Annotated in this window: 14 protein-coding genes and 3 pseudogenes; 11 read left to right on the forward strand and 6 right to left on the reverse strand. The window is 63.4% G+C overall.

The window, feature by feature from the left end; all coding sequences use genetic code 11:
- The first annotated feature begins 113 nt into the window (after nt 1–113).
- The 3 genes and pseudogenes from AS156_RS25405 to AS156_RS41160 all read left to right on the forward strand — a co-directional run bounded on the left by AS156_RS25405 (nt 114) and on the right by AS156_RS41160 (nt 3,337).
- Nucleotides 114–974 carry a tyrosine-type recombinase/integrase gene (locus AS156_RS25405; protein WP_066501385.1) on the forward strand — a complete coding sequence of 287 codons (861 nt, stop codon included), beginning with the start codon at nt 114–116 and terminating at the stop codon, nt 972–974.
- Nucleotides 975–980: 6 nt separating this feature from the next.
- A complete protein-coding gene (locus tag AS156_RS25410) occupies nt 981–2,162 on the forward strand; it encodes an IS91 family transposase (RefSeq protein ID WP_245312562.1) in 1,182 nt (393 codons plus the stop codon).
- Between the two features lie 471 nt (nt 2,163–2,633).
- Nucleotides 2,634–3,337, forward strand: a pseudogene (locus AS156_RS41160) (IS5 family transposase).
- 13 nt (nt 3,338–3,350) lie between these two features.
- On the opposite strand, the gene AS156_RS25425 reads toward AS156_RS41160, so the two are convergent.
- The 3 genes and pseudogenes from AS156_RS25425 to AS156_RS25435 form a co-directional block, all read right to left on the reverse strand.
- Nucleotides 3,351–6,059 (reverse strand): FAD-dependent oxidoreductase, encoded by a 2,709-nt coding sequence (locus AS156_RS25425; protein ID WP_066510140.1) that lies wholly within the window; start codon nt 6,057–6,059, stop codon nt 3,351–3,353.
- A 404-nt stretch (nt 6,060–6,463) separates the two neighbouring features.
- On the reverse strand, nt 6,464–6,958 hold the full coding sequence (locus AS156_RS25430; protein ID WP_136626431.1) for an EF-hand domain-containing protein: 495 nt from the start codon (nt 6,956–6,958) through the stop codon (nt 6,464–6,466).
- A gap of 196 nt (nt 6,959–7,154) precedes the next feature.
- Nucleotides 7,155–8,361: pseudogene (locus AS156_RS25435) on the reverse strand (ABC transporter substrate-binding protein).
- 180 nt (nt 8,362–8,541) lie between these two features.
- Between AS156_RS25435 and AS156_RS25440 the strand changes: the two are divergent.
- From AS156_RS25440 to AS156_RS25455, 5 genes are all read left to right on the forward strand, one after another.
- Nucleotides 8,542–9,201 carry a helix-turn-helix domain-containing protein gene (locus AS156_RS25440; protein ID WP_066510157.1) on the forward strand — a complete coding sequence of 220 codons (660 nt, stop codon included), beginning with the start codon at nt 8,542–8,544 and terminating at the stop codon, nt 9,199–9,201.
- Between the two features lie 3 nt (nt 9,202–9,204).
- Nucleotides 9,205–9,426 carry a hypothetical protein gene (locus AS156_RS43500; protein WP_201456107.1) on the forward strand — a complete coding sequence of 74 codons (222 nt, stop codon included), beginning with the start codon at nt 9,205–9,207 and terminating at the stop codon, nt 9,424–9,426.
- 44 nt (nt 9,427–9,470) lie between these two features.
- A complete protein-coding gene (locus tag AS156_RS43505) occupies nt 9,471–9,641 on the forward strand; it encodes a hypothetical protein (RefSeq protein ID WP_201456108.1) in 171 nt (56 codons plus the stop codon).
- 195 nt (nt 9,642–9,836) lie between these two features.
- Nucleotides 9,837–10,709 carry an SDR family oxidoreductase gene (locus AS156_RS25450; protein ID WP_066510158.1) on the forward strand — a complete coding sequence of 291 codons (873 nt, stop codon included), beginning with the start codon at nt 9,837–9,839 and terminating at the stop codon, nt 10,707–10,709.
- Nucleotides 10,710–11,143: 434 nt separating this feature from the next.
- Nucleotides 11,144–12,181: a hypothetical protein gene (locus AS156_RS25455; RefSeq protein WP_201456109.1), complete on the forward strand. Its 1,038-nt coding sequence runs from the start codon at nt 11,144–11,146 to the stop codon at nt 12,179–12,181.
- A gap of 34 nt (nt 12,182–12,215) precedes the next feature.
- Here the strand turns inward: AS156_RS25455 and AS156_RS25460 are convergent, their stop codons facing one another.
- The 3 genes and pseudogenes from AS156_RS25460 to AS156_RS25470 all read right to left on the reverse strand — a co-directional run bounded on the left by AS156_RS25460 (nt 12,216) and on the right by AS156_RS25470 (nt 16,777).
- On the reverse strand, nt 12,216–13,412 hold the full coding sequence (locus AS156_RS25460; RefSeq protein ID WP_066510162.1) for a PepSY-associated TM helix domain-containing protein: 1,197 nt from the start codon (nt 13,410–13,412) through the stop codon (nt 12,216–12,218).
- Nucleotides 13,405–14,430: an extracellular solute-binding protein gene (locus AS156_RS25465; RefSeq protein WP_066510163.1), complete on the reverse strand. Its 1,026-nt coding sequence runs from the start codon at nt 14,428–14,430 to the stop codon at nt 13,405–13,407. Before AS156_RS25465 ends, AS156_RS25460 begins: the two co-directional genes overlap by 8 nt.
- A 1-nt stretch (nt 14,431) precedes the next feature.
- Nucleotides 14,432–16,777: pseudogene (locus AS156_RS25470) on the reverse strand (TonB-dependent siderophore receptor).
- 888 nt (nt 16,778–17,665) lie between these two features.
- On the opposite strand from AS156_RS25470, the gene AS156_RS25480 reads away from it, so the two are divergent.
- The 3 genes from AS156_RS25480 (at nt 17,666) to AS156_RS25490 (ending at nt 20,162) form a co-directional block, all read left to right on the forward strand.
- Nucleotides 17,666–18,196 carry a YkgB family protein gene (locus AS156_RS25480; protein ID WP_066510171.1) on the forward strand — a complete coding sequence of 177 codons (531 nt, stop codon included), beginning with the start codon at nt 17,666–17,668 and terminating at the stop codon, nt 18,194–18,196.
- A gap of 274 nt (nt 18,197–18,470) precedes the next feature.
- A complete protein-coding gene (locus tag AS156_RS43510) occupies nt 18,471–18,653 on the forward strand; it encodes a hypothetical protein (RefSeq protein WP_066510174.1) in 183 nt (60 codons plus the stop codon).
- A gap of 93 nt (nt 18,654–18,746) precedes the next feature.
- On the forward strand, nt 18,747–20,162 hold the full coding sequence (locus AS156_RS25490) for a fused MFS/spermidine synthase (protein ID WP_210184219.1): 1,416 nt from the start codon (nt 18,747–18,749) through the stop codon (nt 20,160–20,162).
- Nucleotides 20,163–20,304: the final 142 nt, after the last annotated feature.

Raw genomic sequence — 20,304 nt, forward strand, 5'->3', positions numbered from 1 at the left:
AGGATTGAACGAAGCCGCTGTCGCGGCATGTAGGGAGCCATAGCAAGGATTGCCTCCTGTCTGAGAGGATTGCGGGTTTTCGAAGCCCAACCCTTCAGACAGGAGGTTTTCCGATGGCTGAGATCAGCCCACTTCGCCGCCGTATGATCGAGGACATGACGGTCCGCAATCTGTCACCGGCGACGCAGCAATCCTACCTCAACGCCGTAGCGAAGTTGAGCCGGTATTTCGGTCGCTCTCCCGACCGCCTTGACCTGGAGGATATCCGTGCCTTCCAGGTTCATCTGGTGGCGACGGGGATGTCCTGGCCGGCGCTGAACCAAATCGTCTGCGCGCTGCGGTTCTTCTACGGTGTGACGCTTGGTCATGACACCGTTCCGGAACGCATCGCCTATGCGCGCCAACCGCGCAAGTTGCCGGTCGTTCTGAGCGCCGACGAGGTGGTGAGCTTTCTGGAGGCGATCCCGAGCCTGAAGAGCCGTACCGCGCTGACGACGGTCTATGCCGCCGGACTGCGCGTATCGGAAGTGGTCCTCTTGAAGGTTGTCGACATTGACAGCCAACGGATGTTGATCCGGGTCGAGCACGGCAAGGGCGGCAAGGACCGTTACGTTATGCTCTCGCCGCAGCTTTTGAGGATTCTGCGGACGTATTGGCGGCTCACTCGGCCAAAGCGATGGTTGTTTCCCGGCCGCGACGACGAACGCCCGCTCGTCCCGAACGTGCTGCACGCCGCCTGCCGTTCAGCCTGTGCGGCAGCCGGCTTGAGCAAATCGGTGACGGTGCACACGTTGCGGCACACATTCGCGACCCATCTCCTGGAGAACGGGGCCGACGTGCGCATCATCCAGATGTTGCTCGGCCATGCCAGTCTGGCCAGCACGGCGCGCTATACTCAGGTCGCCACAAAGACCATCAGCAACACGCCAAGTCCGCTTGACCGGCTCCGCCTGGAGGTCGTGCCGCCCGGCTGAGCGGACCTGATGGCTCCGGTTCTGGAAGTGGCGGATATCTTCCGCCGCCACGGCGAAGCGTTTCGGCAAGCCCGTGCCGAGCATCTGGGCCGCGTCGAGCGGCGCGTCATGGGCGCGATCACGGCCTGCCGGACGGCTGTGCTCGGCGGCCACGTCGAGCAGTGCGATGACTGCGACGCCACACGCATCGCCTATAACTCCTGCCGCAATCGGCATTGCCCGAAGTGCCAGGGCGCGGCGCGCGCGCAATGGCTCGCCGAACGGCAGGCTGAACTCCTTCCCGTACCGTATTTCCACGTCGTCTTCACCATGCCGGCCCCCGCCGGAGAGATCGCCTTCCAGAACAAGGCCGTCGTCTATGCCATCCTGTTCCGCTGCGCGGCCGAGACGCTCACCACCATCGCAGCCGACCCCAAGCATCTCGGCGCTCAGCTCGGCGTGACTGCCGTCCTCCATACCTGGGGCCAGACCCTGCAACACCATCCGCATATCCACTGCGTCGTGCCGGGCGGTGGACCCTCGCTCGACGGCACGCGCTGGGTCGCTTGCCGGCCCGGCTTCTTCCTGCCAGTGCGCGTTCTCTCCCGGCTGTTCCGCCGCCTGTTTCTGCAAGAGCTGCAAGCTGCCTTCGCGGCTGGCGAGCTGGGCTTCTTCGGCGCTCTCGCCCATCTCGCCGATCCAGCTGCATTCGCCGCGCGCCTTAATCAACTTCGACGGACCGACTGGGTCGTCTATGCCAAGCCACCATTCGGCGGGCCCGAACAGGTGCTGGCTTATCTCGGCCGCTATACGCATCGCGTCGCCATCGCCAACAGTCGGCTGATCTCGCTTGCCGACGGCAAGGTGAGCTTTTCCTGGAAGGACTATCGGCAAAATCGCAAAGCCAAGGTAATGACGCTTGACGCCGACGAGTTCATTCGCCGCTTTCTACTGCACACTCTGCCGGACGGCTTCCACCGCATCCGGCACTACGGCTTCCTCGCCAACGGCGGCCGCAACGATAAGATCGCCCTCTGCCGTCAACTCCTTGCTGTCTGCAACGCGCCAACTGATCAAGAAGCCGCCCCCGATCCCCTCGCCACATGCGAGATCCCCGTCTGCCCACATTGCGGCGGCACCATGCGGCGCGTCGATGTCGTCCCACGAGCGAGCGCGCGCGACCAACCGTTTCGTTGTGATACGTCATGACCAACACCTGCACCATCGACCCCTTCCGTGGTCCGCTTCTCAGCGGTGACGTTCGATGTCGCCGTGGCCGCGTTCGTCACCAAACACCCCGCCAATCGTTCGGCCACGCGTTCCAGCGCAGCAATCCGCTCGCTGGATCGCGCCCTTGGCCCGATCAATTGGGCCCTTCACATCCGATGAATGTGTCGCCGACGCGCGGCGACCTCAGGCGCGCCTTCCCAGAAGCCGCATCCGCGGCGCTATTCCCATAGCGCCCACAACTCCGCAGCTTCGTTCAATCCGGCTTCTGTGAGGTCGCACGCACGACCGAGCGCGCGACTCGCGCCTGCCACGCGACCTCACAGAACCCTCAAGATTCCCATAGCAGAAAGATGCTGAATCAATGCATTCCGAACCGTTTTGATTCGGAGCGGGCTGATGGGTGTGAAGCGATATGAGCTCAGCGAGGCGCAATGGGCTCGGATTGCGCCGATGTTGCCGGGCAAGGCGGGTGAGGCCGGCCGCAGCGGTGTCGACAATTGCTCGTTCGTAAACGGGGTTTTGTGGGTTCTGCGATCCGGAGCCTACTGGCAGCACCTGCCGGAGCGCTATGGCAAGTGGAAGAGCGCGCACGCGCGCTTCACCCGCTGGGCCAAGGCGGGTGTGTGGGAGAAGGTGTTCGACGAACTGATCAAAGATCGCGACAACAAATATCTGATGCTCGATACCACTCTGGTTCGTGTCCACCAGCAGGCCGCGAGCGGAAAAGGGGGGCCAAAACTCAGGAATTGGGGCGTTCCCGAGGTGGGTTGACTACCAAGATCCACATGCTCTGCGATGGTCTCGGCCGGCCGCTGCGCTTCAAGCTCACCGCCGGCCAGCGACACGACAACCTGACTGCAAAAGCCTTGCTCGAAGGCTTCAAGGCCGAGGCCGTGCTCGCCGACAGGGCCTATGACAACAACGACCTGCGCAAGACCATCACGGACATGAACGCCGAAGCGGTGATCCCCTCAACCCGCTCTCGCAAGGTCCCCATTCCACATGACAAGACGATCTACAAGCTACGCAACCGCATCGAGCGCTGCTTCAACAAGCTCAAGCACTTCCGTCGATTCGCCACTCGATATGACCGGAGGGCAGACTACTCCCTCGCCTTCGTCCACCTCGCCGCAATCTGTATCTGGCTCCGGTGAATGTGGATTCGTCCTAGTTCACCGTCGGCAGCGACAGCGTCGTTTCTCCCGGGAGCAGCGATTTCACTCCGAGCAGCCGGGCGCGCAGCGCGGGATAGTTGGCGGCAAGGTTTTTCACGCTGTTGTCGCCGTTCTCGATCGCGAGCGCGGCAGCAACACCGGCCGATTGACCCATCTGCCAGAACGGCGGCTCCATGCGGATTTCGCTGATCGCGACATTGGTGGCCGAGCCGCCGAACAGACACAGAAGGTTAGACGGGTCACCCGTCTTGGGAAGCATATACTCGTAAGGAATCGGCGCCTTCTTGTCCGCGCCGCTGGTCGGGGTGACGTAGATATTGCCCTCGATGACGACCTTCCACGTGCCGTCGAAATAGGCCCGATACTCAATGGCGTGACTGTCCATGTCGTAGGCGGCAACCGCAATCGTCTTGGTGGAGCGCGGCCTGGTGCCGTCCTTCGCGTTGAGGTCTTCGGCGGTCAGCATATCGTCGCCGACGATACGACGGCCGGAGCGGACATAGATCTGGCTGTTGAAGTAGGGCTGATCGCCCCAATTCGGCGAAACATAATGCTTCGCCGAGAGACCATAGGTCAGGGCCGAAGCGCGGATCGCGGCAGGGATGCGGCGGTCGGTGTCGTATTGCAGAAGGTACCACAGCCCGAAGATGTAGCTCTTGTGGAGTGCGATGATCTCTTCGCGGCGAGCATAGCTTGCCGTGGCGTATTCGGTCGAGGTCGGGTCGACGAAGTCGCTCGACATGATGTTCTTCGTGTTGAAATCGAAGACACCAGCCGCCAGCGGCTGGATATTGAATATGTCGGTCAGGACCAGCGTCGGGTCCGCCGCGAACAGGCGCAGCAGGATTTCATATTTCGATTTCGCATAGCCGGCAGGCGGAGTTGACGGGAACGGGATCATGTAGGCCGGCGTCGTGGTCAACGTCAGGCGGTAGGCCATCGATTGAACCTTGCCATCCGCCGAGCCATTCGCAGGGGTACCGTTGGTGAAGACGCCCTGTACGCCGGCAATCAACCCGGAGGCGGGGTCTCCCGGCGTGTTCCACGGATCGATGTTGACTGCCGCGCCCGAATGATCGGCTGCCTGGTTCGGCCGCGTGCCATAAGTGGTCTGAACTCCGCGGAAGCCGTTCGCCGCCTCTGCGCCGGCGCCGGCCTTCTCGCGACCAACCGTCATGGTGCAACCGCTGACATAGGCCAAGTCCATCTCGTAAGAGCAATCGATGAAGACTTTTCCACTGAATGTCCGGCCGTCGCGCGTTGTGAAGCCGGTAATTTGTCCATCCGCAACGGTCGCGCTGACCGCGCCGGTCGACCAATAGACCGGGATATCGGCACCGCCGGCAAATGACGGGTCAAGCAGCTCCCGGTTGGCCTGCTCGAAATGGCGAGGCTCGAAATAGATGTCCGACCTGCCTTTGAGGAGCGTCTTGGCGCGCTTGCCGAGATATCGCGCCACCGCTGAGAACTCCGTCGGCGCGGTGCCGTCGGTCCAACCCAGATCACCGGCGAGCGCATGGGTCCGATCGATGAGATATCGCGCCAACCCCGTGATCGCGCTCGGCGCCGTGCTGTCAGTCCAACCCAGGCCACCGACGCCGGGCATTCCGCTCACGTTGTAGTCGCGCCAGCCGCCCACGATACAGACCGAATGCCCCTCGCGCGCAAGCGATCGCGCCGCGACGACACCGGCCGCCGTGGCACCATAAACAATCGCATCGTACGCGGTGACGCTCTGCGGCTGATAACCGGCTTCGTAAGTGTCCAGCTCGGCGGTCGACATCACCTGATGCCACATCGCGAGGACCGCGCTAAGTTCTTGCATCTGCGCCGCGGTGAGGTTGCGGCGGGCCACGAACCAGCTGGAGAGCGCTCTGGTGCTGCCCGACGGAGTCCCGTTGTTGTTGGCCGCCAACAGATACATCTCCTGCGTGGGCAAAGCCGCGGACAGAGACGCGACATTGGCGACCAGACGACCATTGCGGTAGGCTTGGAAGTTGGCGGAGTTGCCTCGCGAGACAGCGTTGAAATACTGGCCGTCCCAATCCGTGGTACCGCCGATGGTGGGAACGAGTGCATCGCCGCTCTGCGCAGCCATCCGGTTCGCTGCGCTATTCCATATCCCAAGCGTGATGCCGGTCGTGGAGTTGTTGGCGCCGATTTCCGACGATGTGTCGGCCACAGCTCCGGGTGAAGAAGAGAAGACGCCAACCGCGTGGCTGGTCGGAGGAAGGCTGGAGCATGTCAGACCCGTAATCCGGAAATAGCCGCCTCCAGAAGCTGCGACGGTGGTGTTGGCAACAAGCGTCACGTCGCCGACCTGCGTCAGATCAAAGGTGCCGGGGCTCTTGATGTTGATCTTTGAGGTGCCGAGCGTCGGTCCGGCCTTGCCGAGGTGGGCAAGACACGGCCAGACCGGATCGCTGAGCGGAAAGCTCTTCAGGCGCTTGATGCCCCGGTTGAAGGTGCATTTGCGACGACGCGTCATCGTGATGCCGGCCGCAGCCCATGCATCGGCAAGCGCCTCCGTCTCAAGCTCAAAGGCGAAGTCTGGGAGAACGGCAGGATCGCTGCCGCTCTTTCCGTTCTCGACGGAATCGGAGTGATCCTCGCTCGGCTCGCGCTGATTGATGCCGAAGGCCCGGCCTCGCTCACCCGCAAGGACTGCAGCCACGCCGACCAGCAATTCCCTGCGGTTCAAAAGCTGCTGCCCCGCAAGGCTGAATATGATTTCAAATATGCCATTCCCGCCCTCTACGAGCAGCCAGCCCTCAACCGAACCCCGAGCTTGCGGTCAAGCTACTCGGCGAGGCTTACGTCAGCCTTACGGATGAGGAGTCGTGCACGTAAAGTGAGCGGCGCGGCCCGGATGGAAATCAGGCAATTTGCGCCCCTATGTGGGGCGCTCAGCTGACACCAGCCTTTCAACGGATGAGGTCATCGCGAATATATTGCGGTCGGCCATTTCGCCGCCGTCAAATCGCCCTGCGTATGTCACCGATGAGTCGGCGTCGGACCGCACGCACATGGTGAAAAATATTTTCTGTGCGGGGCACGGCCGGTTCGCTGCCCGCGCGTCAGAAGCGTGACTTCGGTCACGCTGTCTCAGAATCGCTTGCCTCTGCCGCCTGGTGGCTTCTGATCCGTTGCGGTGCTCTTTAACTCGTCCGGCGTCACGCGACAGTCGCCGTTCTTGTCGAATTGCAGGATGAACTCGTTCGGCTTGCCGACAAACTCGTTGCGCGTGATCTTGCCGTCCTGGTTCTCGTCGAAATAGCCGAAGTCCGCATCGGCGAGGACACCGCTGCTCGCCCGACGAACCGTTTCGAACTCTGCGGGCGTGAGGCTTCCATCGCGGTTGCGGTCGGCGCGATCGAACAGCCGGCCAAGATAGCTCTTCCACTCGTCGCAGGCGTAGACGCCGTCGTGATTGGCATCCCAGATCTCGGCCGCGCTCGCCGGCGACGCATCGCGGCCCGACTGTGGGCGGCGCGTGCCCTGATCCGACGGCGCCGGTTGCGCCAATGCGAAGGGGACGGTGGTGTAAAGCAAGCTCACCGCGGCGATCATCCCACCGACGAATACCGATATGCTGCGCAAGTTGATGTCTCCGCGTCATTCCGAAATCGGCCGGAGTTGCCAGTTTCGCCATGGCGGAAATTGGGAGGAGCGCAGCGGGGATACAGCCGGTTACAATTTGGCCAGCGGTGTTCTTGCGTCGGTACAGCCACGTCAAAACGGCGCGCGCGGCCAGTTGTCGGCACGCGGACGGCGTCGGACGCCGTCCGCGTGCGCGTCATTGCGAGACCAATTCGCAGCCGCTCTCGTTGAGCGAACGGAAGGCCTGCTCGGCGGGAATCGTCGCGACGATGTCGTAATAGTCCCAGCGTCGCTTCGAGGCCGCCGGGGTCTTGACCCGCGCCAGATACATGTCGTGCACGAACTGGCCGTCGGCGCGAACCGTGCCGTGGGCGAATGCGTCCGCAACCGGCAGCTCGCGGATCTTGGCGGCGACGGCAAGGCCGTCGTCGGAGTTCGCAGCCTGCACCGCGCGCAGATAGTGACGCACGGCGGAGTAGATGCCGGCCTGGGTCATGGTCGGCATTCGCCCGACCTTCTCGTAGAACTTGTTGGCCCATGCCCGCGACTCCGCATCGCGGTCCCAGTAGAACGCGGTCATGAACTGTAGGTTTTGCGCCGACGCGAGGCCCATGGCGTCGACGTCGGTGAGGAACACGGTCGGCGCCACCAGGGTCCGGCCTTTTGTGATGCCGAACTCGGCCGCCTGCTTCACCGAGTTGGTCATGTCGGCACCGGCATTCGCCAGCGCGATCACCTTGGCGCCGGAGGCCTGCGCCTGCAACAGCACCGAACTGAAGTCGGCGGTGCTGAGCGGGTGGCGCACCTCGCCGATCACTTTGCCGCCGCCGCTCTCCACCGCGCGGCGCATGTCGGCGGCGAAGGCGTGGCCGAACGAATAGTCAACCGTGATCAGGAACCAACTGTCGAGCTTCTGCGCCGTGAGCGCCCGCGCCAGGTCGTAGCCGTTGGTGTAGCTGGTGTACACCCACTGGAACGAGGTGCGGGTGCAGGCCTTGCCGGTGAAGTCCGAGGACGCCGACGCGTTCAGCACGATCTTGTTGCGCTCCTTGGCGAGCGCGGTCACTGCGAAGCCGACGCCGGAATTGGAGATGTCGGCGACGGCATCGACCTTTTCGGTATCGAACCAGCGCCGCACGATGGCAAGCCCGATGTCCGGCTTGTTCTGGTGATCGGCCGAGACGATCTCGACCGGCACGCCGCCGATGTTGTTGCCGAATTCGTCCGCGGCGATCTTCGCCGCGACGACCGACCCTTCGCCGCCGAGGTCGGCAATAGGCACCGGAGCGGTCGTTGAGAACCCCGATGCGGACCACATTGTCCGACATCGCGGCGTGCGCAAATGAGGTGTGCAGCAAGGTCGCGGTCAGCGCCGCGCACAAGGCTTTGAATGGCGTCGTCATGGTTGGGCTCCTCCAAGGTGTTGTTTCTTGCTTGCTTGGTTGCGTGGTACGCAACTCGCATGCGCTCCGAAGCGGAGAACGGCGTCGTTTCCTGCAGTATCTCTGCGTCAGTCGCAGAAAAAATTGCTTGTAGAGCAATTTTAATTGACAAGGAAGCAAATTCGGGAGAGGGTCTCGGCAATGAAGACGCAGGACGAAACGCTGGCGAGACTCGGTGCACGCATCCGCTCGCTGAGGGAGGAGCGCGGCATGAAACTGAAGGAGCTGGCCGACACCACCGGACTGTCCGACGCCTTCGTGTCGCGGCTCGAACGCGGACAGGTGTCGAGCTCCGTTGCCAATTTGATCCAGATCGCGCAGGCGCTCGAGGTTGGTGTCAGCGAGCTGTTCGCTGCGCCGCAGGACCAGTCGCGCAGTCACGTCACGGTGCATCGCCACGGCGACCATGGCGAAGACCAGAGCATTCCGAGCACCGGCTATCGCTGGCGATTGTTCGCGGGCGGCATGCCGAACGACGATCTCGAGGTGTTTCACCTCTCGTTCCCGCGCAAGAACCGGATGGACCTGATGGTGTCGCATCCGGGGCAGGAATATTGCTACGTGATCAGCGGCCGCATTCGTTTCCATGTCGGCGCCGAGGTGTTCGACCTCGCGCCGGGCGAAGGCATCTTCCTCAATTCCGAGCTGCCGCACCGCGCCGACAACATCAGCGAGGACGAAGCGCGCATCCTGATGGTGGTCGCGAAGTCGCCGCTGAAGGTCGAGCACTTCGACTGGTGGCGCGTGCCGAGCGCCGCCGCTCCGCCCCGATCAACCAAGAGCAAGCCCCAGGGAGACTGATCCATGCAGACGGCAACCGCGACCGGCAGGCACCTGCCCTACGAGGCGAAGCACATCGACGATGTGGAGTGGGAGACCATCCGCTGGCCCGGCGAGACCGGCAAGATGCTGTTCCATCCGCGGCCGGAGCGGCCGACCGAGCCGAACGCGGGCATCCTGCGGCTGGAGCCGGGCGCGCATCATCCGATCCACAATCACGAGTTCGCGCAGGTCTGGTACATCTGAGCGGCGAATTCAAGATCGACGACAATCTCTACACGCCGGGCACGATGATCTTCCATCCGGACCCGCATTTCGAAGGCAAGTTCGAGACCGCGACCGGCGGCGAGATCCTGATCGTGCAATATCCGGGCCCGAGCACCGGAGGACGGCCGATCTATGCTGGGCGCTTCAACATGGAGCAGCGCCGCGACGTCGCGGAAGAGCGGACCGATCTCTGATCGCACCACCGCGGCCAATCCGTGCCCCATTGATCCCTGGGGATACCGCGATACCCTGGAAGCAGCTTGGGGAGAGCAGCCGAAGCATGCGATAGAGGGCGCAGGCCGCTCACCGAAGCATGCTGGTGCGTGAGCTCCAGGCCTTGGCGTGGGCTTCGTCGATGGATGGAGCCCGGCGGGTGAAGTGGATCGCGGATGAAGCTTTTTATTTTCGGGCTGGGTTACTCGGCAACCTACATCGCGCAGCGACTGGCTGCGGGTGGCGCGGCCATCGCCGGCACGGTCCGCTCGCAGGTGAAAGCTGATCAGCTGTCCGGCTTGGGCTACGCGATGCGGCTGTCCGCGTCTGCCGAGCGCGATGGGGCCGTCGCGCGCGAGCTTGCTGATAGCGACGCGGTTCTGGTCTCGGTGCCGCCGGACGCGCGCGGCGATCCCGCGCTTGAGGTCTATCGCGACGATCTCGCGGCCGCCTCGCGCCTGCGCTGGATCGGTTATCTGTCGACGGTCGGGGTCTACGGCGATCGTGACGGCGGATGGGTCGATGAAGCGACGGTGCCGGTGCCGACGAGCGAGGCCTCGCATCGCCGACTTGACGTGGAACGGCAGTGGCAGCAGTTCGGTGACACGCACCACATTCTGGTCCACATCTTTCGCCTCGCGGGGATTTATGGCCCCGGCCGCAACCAGCTCGTTCAGCTCGCCGAAGGCAAGGCGCGACGGATCGTCAAGCCCGGACACGTGTTCAACCGGATCCACGTCGAGGACATCGCGCAGATAGTCGAGGCATCGCTCGGTCGGCCGCGGGCCGGCGCGATCTACAACGGCGCCGACGGCGCGCCCGCGCCGCCGCAGGATGTGGTGACGTTTGCCGCCAGCCTCTGCGGTGTCGCGCCGCCGCCGGAAATTCCCTATGAGTACGCGGAGCTGACGCCGATGTCGCAAAGTTTCTTCAGCGAATGCAAGCGCGTCCGCAACACGCTTCTGCGCGACGAACTCGGCGTTACGCTGCGCTATCCGAGCTTTCGCGAGGGCCTGACCGCCTTGCGCGCCGCAGGCGACGGGCCGTGAGCCGCGTGCGATCCACCGTTCACCGCGCAGCGGTGCGCGGCTGAAGCGGGAGCCTCTGTGTTTTCGATCGAGCCGGAGGTTCGTGCATGGACAACGTGACGGCGAAATGTGGAGCGAGGCGTACTCCGCCTCAATTTCTCCTTGGCGCAGCCGAATAATGCGCTCCCCGGCACGCCCGTGCCGAAGCGACAATGAAGCACATTCGACATGCGCTACTTGATGATCGCGAGTTCAGTTTCCTTCCGGTCGAGCGCGCAACAACAAGAAAATCAAAGGGGCGTCTGCCTATGTCCTTCAAGCAATCCGCGATTTGGTCTGTTTCTCTTCTCATTTGCCTCGCTGCCGTCCCGCTTCATGCACAGAACCCGGCACCGTCGAAGCCGGATGAACCTGCGGCCCAGGCCAACGCCAACATGCCGGATGCGTGCAAACTGTTGACGCAAGGCGATCTCGAAGCGCTGTTTCCCGGCAGGCCGGTCGCCAGCAAGGGTCCCACCTTGAGCCCGATCTACAAAGGCCCGCAGTACAGCGAGAGCTGCATGTACACGGTCAGGGTGCCAAGCCCGACCTCAAGGGCGGAGCTGACCAAATTTGCCACGATCACGGTCGTGCAATATGGCGGCGACAGCGATGGTCCGCACGCCTCGAATGCGACCTTCGCGTCGATGCGTTCGATGCGTGAAAAGGTCGATGCCGACCAGAAACTCAACTACCGGACCGATCCGCTCTCCGGTATCGGCGACGAAGCGTTCGTGGAAACCTCGCCTTCGGTCGTCAAGGTGTATGTGCGCAAGGGCGACCTGATCTATGTCGTCAATCTCGACGTCTACTCGCCGCAGTCGCAGCCGAATGTCGTCGCCCTCGCCACGCAGGCGGCCAAGCGATGGAAGCCCGGGGCCGGCATGATCGAGGCCGCGACGCCGATTGCCGCAAACGGCGGCGTCGATATTCCCGACGATACGCGGACCTCCTCGGTTGCGCCCGTGGACCAGTGGCCGGATGCCTGTGCGCTGCTGGCGCCCGAAGACGTCCGCGCGATCTTCGGCGACATGAAGATCGATCCGCCGCGCAAGACGATGGGCCAGATCAAGTATGAATCGCGCATCGACCACGTCGAGGCCTTGCCCAAGCCGATCCGTTGCGTCTACCAAACCAGCCGGACCGATATGGTCAATGGCGAAAAACGCTTCGTGGTGCACGACGTCACCCTGATCGTCTCCAACATGGCGGCGAACGACGACATATCGAAGAAGTTCTATCAGGTGGTGCGCAAGACCGGCGATGCCAAGACCGACGTTGCCGGGCTTGGCGACGAAGCGAGCATCAACGTCATGAACTCGATCTATATCCGCAAGGGACGGCTCGTCATCGAGGTTCGGGTCGGTGGCGAGGACCGCGATCGTGATCTGCATGACGACGCCACCCGGCGCGTCAACGAGCTCGCCAAGCTGGTGTCTGCAAAGATGCCTTGAGCCGTGAAGAGGCGGCCATAGGAGCCAATGCGCCTCATTCGCCCGGAACGAGGCTTGCGATCGCTGGCCGTGCGAGGCCGCGATGTCTGCGGCGCGACAAATAGAGCAGGAAGCCCGTCACCGTGAACAGCGGCATCAGCGCCGCGGCCAGCATGAAGGCGAGCTTGCCTGGCCATCCCAGGATGGCGCCGCGGTGGATATCGAGCACGCCCGCGAGGACGCGCTCGCCGAGCGTCTTGTCGGCGTAGAGGTCCGCCGATACCAGGCGGCCGGTGACGGCATCGATGCGGAATTCGTCACGCACGCTCTCGAGCGTCGAGTCCGGCGCCCACGACCTGACCCGCACGACCGTGCCGGCGCCGGCGGGCAGCGTCAGCAGGGCTCTTGCATAGCGATTGCCCTCTTCGTGCAGGAACGTCGACCAGACGAGATCGAAGGCGAGTGGCTTGGCGTCGGCCTTGCCGGTGGTCTTGGCGGTGGCGTCAGCCGCACCGCGCGATGGCTTGGGCTGCATCGTCGTGGTCGGGGGACGCGCGAGCAGCCAGTTGGCGCCGGCCTTGTACCATTCGAACGAATACCACAGGCCGGTCAGCGTGATCACCAGATAGATCGGCAGCACCCAGGTGCCGATCACGGCGTGCAGCGAGCGATGCAGCCCACGGCCGCGCAGCGCCAGATTGGGCTTCAGCCACATCTTCACGCTGCGGGCGCGATGCGGCCAGCGCAGCACGAGGCCGGTGATCAGCATTACGATCAGGCAGATCGCGGCGGTGCCGGTGATCTTGCGGCCATAGCCGTTGCCGTCGCCAGGCAGCAGCAGCCAGCGATGCAGCTTGCGGACGATGGCAAAGAACGCCTCACCGCGCGGCGAGCCGAGCACGTGTCCGTCATAGGGATCGACATAGACCGAGAGTGGCCGCGCGCCGCCTTCGTCCCGGGCGAACCGGAGCCGCACCGCGGCGGACGGATCGCTCGACATCGTCACCGCCGAGACTTTGCCGCTCTCGCCAGCGGCCTGCAGGTGCGCGACCAGCTCATCCGGCGTCAGCCGTCGCGTGGCGCTGGCGTCGACGCGCATGATGTCCTTGTTCAGGCCAGCCTCGATCTCGTCCTCGAAGCTCATCGTTGCGCCGGTGATCCCCACCACGGCCCACAGCAGCGCCAGCGCGAGGCCGGCGATGGAATGGACCTGGAGCAGTGCGGCGTTGATGGGACGTCGCAGCTCACTCATCGAAGCCGACCTTCCTGATCAGCGCTATCGCGGCCTGCTGATGCGCGGCGATCTGGTCGATCGGCAGCGCATCGGGCGGGAACGACCCGATCTCGTCGAGGATCGGATGCCGCTCGGCCGCCGCGACCAGCGGATATTCGATCTCGGCGGCGGCGAAGATCGTCTGCGCCGCCGGCGTGAGGAGAAATTCGATGAACCGTTGCGCGGCCGCCAGGTGGGGCGCATGTTTTGCGATCGCCACGCCCGTCAGGTTGACCTGAGTGCCGCCACCTTTGAATGTGGTCGGCACCGCCTTGACGGTCTCGGCCCATGCCCGCCAGTCGGCGCCGTCGCGGCCGTCACGCAGCTGCGCGAGCGCAACCGTGTTGCCGATGCCGATCTCGCAGGTTCCTTTCGCGATCTCGCGGATCACGTCATTGTCCTTGCCGTCGGGCTTGCGCGCGAGATTGGCCTTCAGGTCGTTGAGCCAGGCCTCCGTCGCCTCGAGGCCGTGATGGGCGAGGTAGGCCGCGACCAGCGCGACATTGTTCTGGTGCTCGACCGAGCGCATGCACAGCTTGCCGCGCCATTTGGGATCGGCGAGATCCTCATAGTCGATCGCGGCAAGTGGATCGGTCTTGCGCGCCATCACCACGCGCGGACGAAGAACAAGCGCGATCCACTGCGAACCGCCGCCGCGCAGGTTCGGCGGCACCGCCTGATCGACCTGTGACGATGCGAAGCCTTGCGTCAGTCCGCGGTTGGCGAGCTGCGCGGTCTTGTCGAGGCCGATGGTCAGCAGGACATCGGCAGGCGATGCGTCGCCTTCGGCCGTCAGACGTTTGACCAGGCTGTCCCCGATGAAGACGGTCTTGACCCCGATGCCGCTCGCCTCGGTGAAGGCCGCGGTCACCGGTTCGAGCAGCTTGGCCTCGCGGGTCGCGTAGAGCGTGATCTCGTCGGCGCGGACCGCCGTGCAGCCGACGATGGCCGACGCCAGCGCGGCCAGCAACCCGATCGCTGTCCGCGCTGTGCCCATGCTAGAATTTCACCGTCGCCGACAGCGAGAAGCGCCGCGCGTCGCCCATGGCCACGGCCAGGTTGCTGACGGCGGAGGGATAGTAGACGGTGTCGAACAGGTTCTTGACGTTGAACTGGTAGATCACCGGCAGAGTTTCGTACTGCGTCTCATAGGTCGCGAAGACGTCAGCGACCGTATAGGACGGCAGCATGAAGGTGTTTGCGGCGTCGCCGGCGCGGTCGCCGACATAGCGCGCGCCGCCGCCGAGGCGCATCCGGCCGGGCAGGGCCGTGCCGAAATCGTAGACGAGATAGAGCGAGGCCGTGTTCATCGCGACGTTCTGCAGCCGGTTGCCCGCATAGGTCGGATCCTCGGTCACCCGGGCGTCGGTATAGCCGTAGCTGCCGATCATGCTCCAGTTGTCGGTCAGGCGTCCGGTGACGTCGACCTCGATGCCGCGCGAGCGTGCCTTGCCTGCGGTCGTGTACACGTTGAGGCCGGTCGTGGTGTCGAGCTGGCTGACCAGCACGTTGCTCTTGTCGATGTCGTAGAGGGCGACCGTTCCGGAGAGCCGCTTGTTGAGATCGAACTTGACGCCGGTCTCGTACTGCACGCCCTCTTCGGGTGCGATGTTCGAGCCGAGCACCACGCCGCCGCCGTTGCTCAAGGGAGCGATCGTCGAGTTCGGCTTCAGCGATTGAGTGTAGCTCGCATACAGCGACACCTGGTCGGTGAGCTTGAGAATGACGCCGCCGAGCGGCAGCACCTGGTCCGCGGAGACGTTGGTGTTGGTGATGAAGGGCCGGCCCTTGCCGGCGATCTGCTCGTAATCCATGTAGCGCACGCCGCCGACCAGCGCGAACCGCTCGGTCAGATGCAACGTGTCCTGGAAGAACAGCGACCACTGGCCGAGCTTGTCGGTCTGTGCGCTGTCGCTGGCGGACACCGTCGTGCCGGGCGTGACCAATCCATAGACCGGATTGTAGAAATTGAAGCTCGGTGTCGCCTGCCGGATCAAATTGTCGCGGTAGATCGTGCGGTACTGGCCGTCGCCGCCGAACACCACCTCGTTGCGCATGTTGCCGAGCCAGACATTGCCCTGCAAATAGGAGGTGCCGTAGCTGACATTGCTGAGCGAGCCCCACGTGCCGTCATTGCTGCGCGTCTCGACGCCGGTCTTGGTATTGAAGCCGGTGATTCGGAGCTGGTTCGCGCTGAAGGTCTCGGTGTTGTAGCTATAGGCGGCAAAAACCTTCCAATCCTGGTTCAGGCGATGCTCGACCGAGGCCTGCATCAGGTCGGAGGTGCCCCACATGTTGTTGAAGAGTTCGTCGAGCCTTCGTGTCGCGGGGATCGCCAGCGGTGCCTTCGTTACGGGATCGAAAGCGGTGCCGCGATCGAAGGGGGTGATGAATTCGCGATGCACGTAGTTGAGCTGTACCGTGGTGTTGTCGCCGTACCATGCGAGCGACGGCGCAACCAGCATCTCGCGGTGACGGCCGAAATTCCGCCAGTAGTCCTCGCTCACGCCATAGCCGATGAAGCGATAGGCGAGGCCGCCGTCGCCGATCGGGCCGGTGACGTCGATTGTGCCGTCGGCGCCGGTCCTGGAATTGGCGTAGGTCGAACCGAGCAAAGTGACCTAGCCGTGCTGATAAAGCTCGGGGCGCTTGCTGATCGTGTTGACGATGCCGCCGGGATCCATGATGCCGTAGAGCAGCGATGCCGGACCTTTCAATACCTCGACGCTCTCGACCGAGGGATTGAAGCTGCGGCCCTGCACCAGCGGCATGCCGTTGCGCATGATCGAGCCGTCGCGATTGTCGCCGAAACCGCGGCGGATCACGGCATCCTGGGTGCCGGCCAGCGTGTTGGTCTGGGTGATGCCGCTGATATTGATCAGCGCGTCATCGATGTTGCGCGGCAGCTGATCCTTCAGCACCTGCTCGGGCACGATGTTGACCGCTTGCGAGGTGTCGAGCGGCGAGGCGCCGCTGCGCAGCGTGGTCGAGCTTGGCATCGCGCGATAGCCGAGCTTGGCCTGGTTCAGTGCGGCGGCCGCGGCGGCGGCGCGCTCCGACGGCGTCGGCGGTGCCGGCTGGGCATTGCGGTTGCGTTGGCGGGCTGCTGCCGCGGCTTGCGTCCGCTGCGCCGATCTCGCCGCCGCAGTTGCGGGCTTGCGCTTTTGCGTCGGCGATTCCACCGTGACGGGTGGCAGCGCAACGCTCGATTGCGCGTTCGCTGCTGTCGCCGCGGAGGAGAGATCGGCGAGCAGGAAGGCTGCGCCGATCAGCAGATGGGTACGGCCCTTGTCGGCAGGGGTTCGATGGTCTCCGACAAGCCGGCCATCCGCGTTGACAGTCACTTCCGATACTTCCAGTCAGCAAGAACATTCGTGCCGTGGCCTCTAGCAGCCACCGCGCGTGAAAAGAACTGGACTGGACTTGAATCTCTCTAAGATGGGCGATGGCGCAGACTGGTTTGCGCGGCACATCTCACGACGTGTCGACGAGCCGGCGTGGATTGCATGCTCGGCGCTTCACGACGATCGGCGAGCGGCATCGCGCGCTACTGCGTCAAACGGTCGCGCTGTGTCATCCGCGCCTGCGACGTCTTTCAGCTCAGCTACACAGATATCTCGCCCGCGAAGCGGCGCGGTTACCCCTGCAACACCGCGCGCCGCGCGATCAGCATGTCATGACATTTCCAGGCAGACAGGCGTCGAACTGACCGTTCCCGCGCTCACACCGTCGCGCGCCATCGTTTCGATGGTGGTCCAGTTCTCGCGGAAAATCCGCGTCGCCTCGTTGGCGCTGTCGGTCTGGATCGTCAGGCTACACGCGCGTCTCGCGCCATTGCTTGCGAGCTGGAAATGGAAAACGAATCCGGACGACTCCGCATTTCGCGCGCCTAACGGTCCCTGTTGCATGAAGACACTTCCCCGAATTGCCTTGTTTGCGTCCCACCCGTAGGCAGGATTGGGCCGTGATGAGGCGCAGTCGTGATTCACAAACCTGTAATCTGCGAGATTGCGCATTTTGTTCGGCGGTGTTGCCGGGATTCAACACGACGTGGAACTTTGCGGCACCGGAACACGTCACCGGTCGCCCGGCGTTCGATCACCTCGTCTGCACCCGATCGTGAAGGCGGTGGTCGTGCCCTGCGCGTAACGGGCGTGCACCGCGCTGCGTAGACCTGCCACGAGCGCCGTACGACGCGGCGTTCGAGGTGATCGCAGCAGGGAATCGTCCGCATGAAGCAGTCTTTCAATATCGCCGAGACGGGCGAAGGATCCTATCGTCCGCTCGCGATCCTGCGCTGGGTCATGGTTGTCATCTTTGTGTCATTCGGTATGCAGAAGTTCACGCTGCAGTCGGCCCAGGGCATCGTCCAGTTCATCAGCAACAGCCCGTTCATCTCATGGCTATCGGTGTTCGGCCTGAGGGGAGAAGCCTATGTGCTTGGCGTCGCCGAGCTCGGCATCGCCGTGCTGCTTGCTGCCGGCGCCTTCAGCCCGATCGTGTCGGCGATCGGTTCGCTCATGGGGGTGATCACCTTCGCGGTGACATGGTCTTTCTTCTTCACGACGCCGGGCGTCGTGAAATGGAGCCTATCGACGGACCCGATGGCCTGGAACCTGACCGGAGAATTCCTTTTCAAGGACATCGTGCTGCTCTGCGTCTGCCTCGTGTTGCTACTGGCGTCGCTGCCGCGCCCCATCGTCGGATTGCGCACCGCGCAGGCCGCGCGCCGGTCAGATCGGGGTACCGTCACATCTGGTTAATCCACGCTGAATTGCGGCAGCGCCAATCGCTGTATCCGGCACCTGAGGGGATGGGCCCCGATACAGGGCCTCCTGTTGCTCGAATTCATGAGGTCGCTGCAACCTTCGATTGACGAATTGTTGCTAATTGGACGTCTTCCCAATTGGGAGATGAAAGTGACTACGCTTGAACTGTCGACGGCCGGCTCGGCGTCATCGGCGCTGCGCTATCGGATCCTTCCTGTCCTGTTCTGGACTTCCGGCACTCATTTACCAGCTCACCTGGCAGCGGAGCTTGTTCCGCATCTTTGGTGTCAATACCGAATCCGTGACCATCGTCGTGACGGCTTTCATGCTGGGGCTGGGCATCGGCAGCCCCGCCGGAGGTTGGATCAGCCGGCGCCGCGCCATGCAGCCCTTGCTGTTGCTTGGCGGAATTGAGCTGCTGACGGCGACGTTCGGTCTTGCGTCGCTCTAGATCTTCGAACAGGTCGGCGACCTCGCCCTGGGCTGGTCGCTGCCGGCGATTGCGGCCGCCAATCTGTTGCTCGTCCTGATCCCCACGCTCCTGATGGGAGCGACGCTTCCGATCCTCGTGTCATACCTGGTGAGGAGGTCGGGCCGGATCGCCCATTCGGTCGGCCTTCTCTACTACGTCAACACGTTGGGGGCCCTGATCCTGGCCAATATCGTTGGCGCGGCCTTGCTCCCGCTGCTGACCCAGTTTGCAGGGACCGGCATCGGCCTGATCGTGATCGTGATCGTGATGACCGGAATCTACCTGATCGCGCGACAATGGGGCGCGCTGCTGCCGTTCCTGTCGCATTTCGGCATCGCTGCGGACGACCGGGCCGGCATGCAGACGGCGCTGCTCTACAGCGCGAACATCGCCGGATGCGCCACCGGTGCCGTCGTCACCGGCTTCGTTCTGACGAACTATCTTGGATTGCAGCAGATCAGCATTCTGCTGCTCGTGATCGGAACACTGTGTTCGTTGATCCTGATCCACAGGTCCAGCACCGTCGCTGGTGCGCGGGCGAGGGCGGTCGCGACCGCCGTTGCGGTTCTGGCCGCCGGAACGGTCATCGCGCCGCCCTTGTCCCGACATCTGTTCGAGAATCTTCAGTCCCGCACAATTTTCGACCATGCGTTCGCCCATGTGGTCGAAAACCGCAGCGGAGTGATCACGGTCGATACCGATGGCACGGTCTACGGCAACGGCATGTATGACGGGCGTTTCAATACCAGCCTGAAGTCCGATCGCAACGGCATCGTCCGTCCGTTTGCGCTTAGCCAGTTCCATCCCGCGCCGCGTGACGTCCTGATGATCGGATTGGCGTCCGGTTCGTGGGCACAGGTCATTGCGAACAACCCGTCGGTTCAATCGCTCACCGTCGTCGAAATCAATCCGGGCTATACCCAACTGATCGCCGAGCAACCCGAGGTGCAATCGGTGCTGCGCAATCCGAAGGTCACGATCATCGAGGATGACGGGCGCCGCTGGCTGAACCGGCATGCCGGGTGGCAGTTCGATGCGATCGTTTCCAACACGACCTGGAATTTTCGCGCCAACGCGACCAACCTGCTCTCGACCGAATTTCTGCAGCTGGTCGGCCAGCACCTCAATCCGGGCGGCATCGTGTTCTACAACACAACATCCTCGCGGCGGGTGGAAAAGACGGCCTGTGTGGCATTTCCCTATGCCGCGCGTTTTTCGAATCACATGGTCGCATCGAACGCGCCGCTCGACTGGAATTATGAACGATGGCGCAAGGTCCTGGAAGCCTACACGATCGACGGAAAGCCTGAGTTCAATCTGAACGACAAGGCCGATCGCGACTTTCTCGACGCGATGATGAAGGAATATCGCCTCGATGGCGATATGGTCGAGCAGTGTCCCGTCCTCCTGTCGAGAACCCAGGACAAGGCTGTCGTCACCGACGACAACATGGGGACGGAGTGGCGCTACTACCTGAATCTGGAATAGCGGGATCGGTACCATCGTCGTCCGACTTGCACCGTCGATTGTGGCGCCCGCCACAATCAGGCGGCGGAGCGCCTCAGGTTCGGTTGCTCTCTGACGCATCGCGACAGGCGTCGGTGACGACGGCGCGCGCAATCGTGAAGTC

The sequence above is a fragment of the Bradyrhizobium macuxiense genome, from assembly GCF_001542415.1.
Lineage (GTDB): Bacteria > Pseudomonadota > Alphaproteobacteria > Rhizobiales > Xanthobacteraceae > Bradyrhizobium > Bradyrhizobium macuxiense.

Excerpts from the sequence above, each read along its gene's own strand:
- AS156_RS25440 (WP_066510157.1), top strand. The coding sequence starts at position 8,542 with ATGAAGACGCAGGACGAAACGCTGGCGAGACTCGGTGCACGCATCCGC.
- AS156_RS25465 (WP_066510163.1), bottom strand. The coding sequence starts at position 14,430 with ATGGGCACAGCGCGGACAGCGATCGGGTTGCTGGCCGCGCTGGCGTCG.
- AS156_RS25405 (WP_066501385.1), top strand. The coding sequence starts at position 114 with ATGGCTGAGATCAGCCCACTTCGCCGCCGTATGATCGAGGACATGACG.
- AS156_RS43500 (WP_201456107.1), top strand. The coding sequence starts at position 9,205 with ATGCAGACGGCAACCGCGACCGGCAGGCACCTGCCCTACGAGGCGAAG.
- AS156_RS25450 (WP_066510158.1), top strand. The coding sequence starts at position 9,837 with ATGAAGCTTTTTATTTTCGGGCTGGGTTACTCGGCAACCTACATCGCG.
- AS156_RS43505 (WP_201456108.1), top strand. The coding sequence starts at position 9,471 with ATGATCTTCCATCCGGACCCGCATTTCGAAGGCAAGTTCGAGACCGCG.
- AS156_RS25460 (WP_066510162.1), bottom strand. The coding sequence starts at position 13,412 with ATGAGTGAGCTGCGACGTCCCATCAACGCCGCACTGCTCCAGGTCCAT.
- AS156_RS25480 (WP_066510171.1), top strand. The coding sequence starts at position 17,666 with ATGAAGCAGTCTTTCAATATCGCCGAGACGGGCGAAGGATCCTATCGT.
- AS156_RS25490 (WP_210184219.1), top strand. The coding sequence starts at position 18,747 with ATGGGAGCGACGCTTCCGATCCTCGTGTCATACCTGGTGAGGAGGTCG.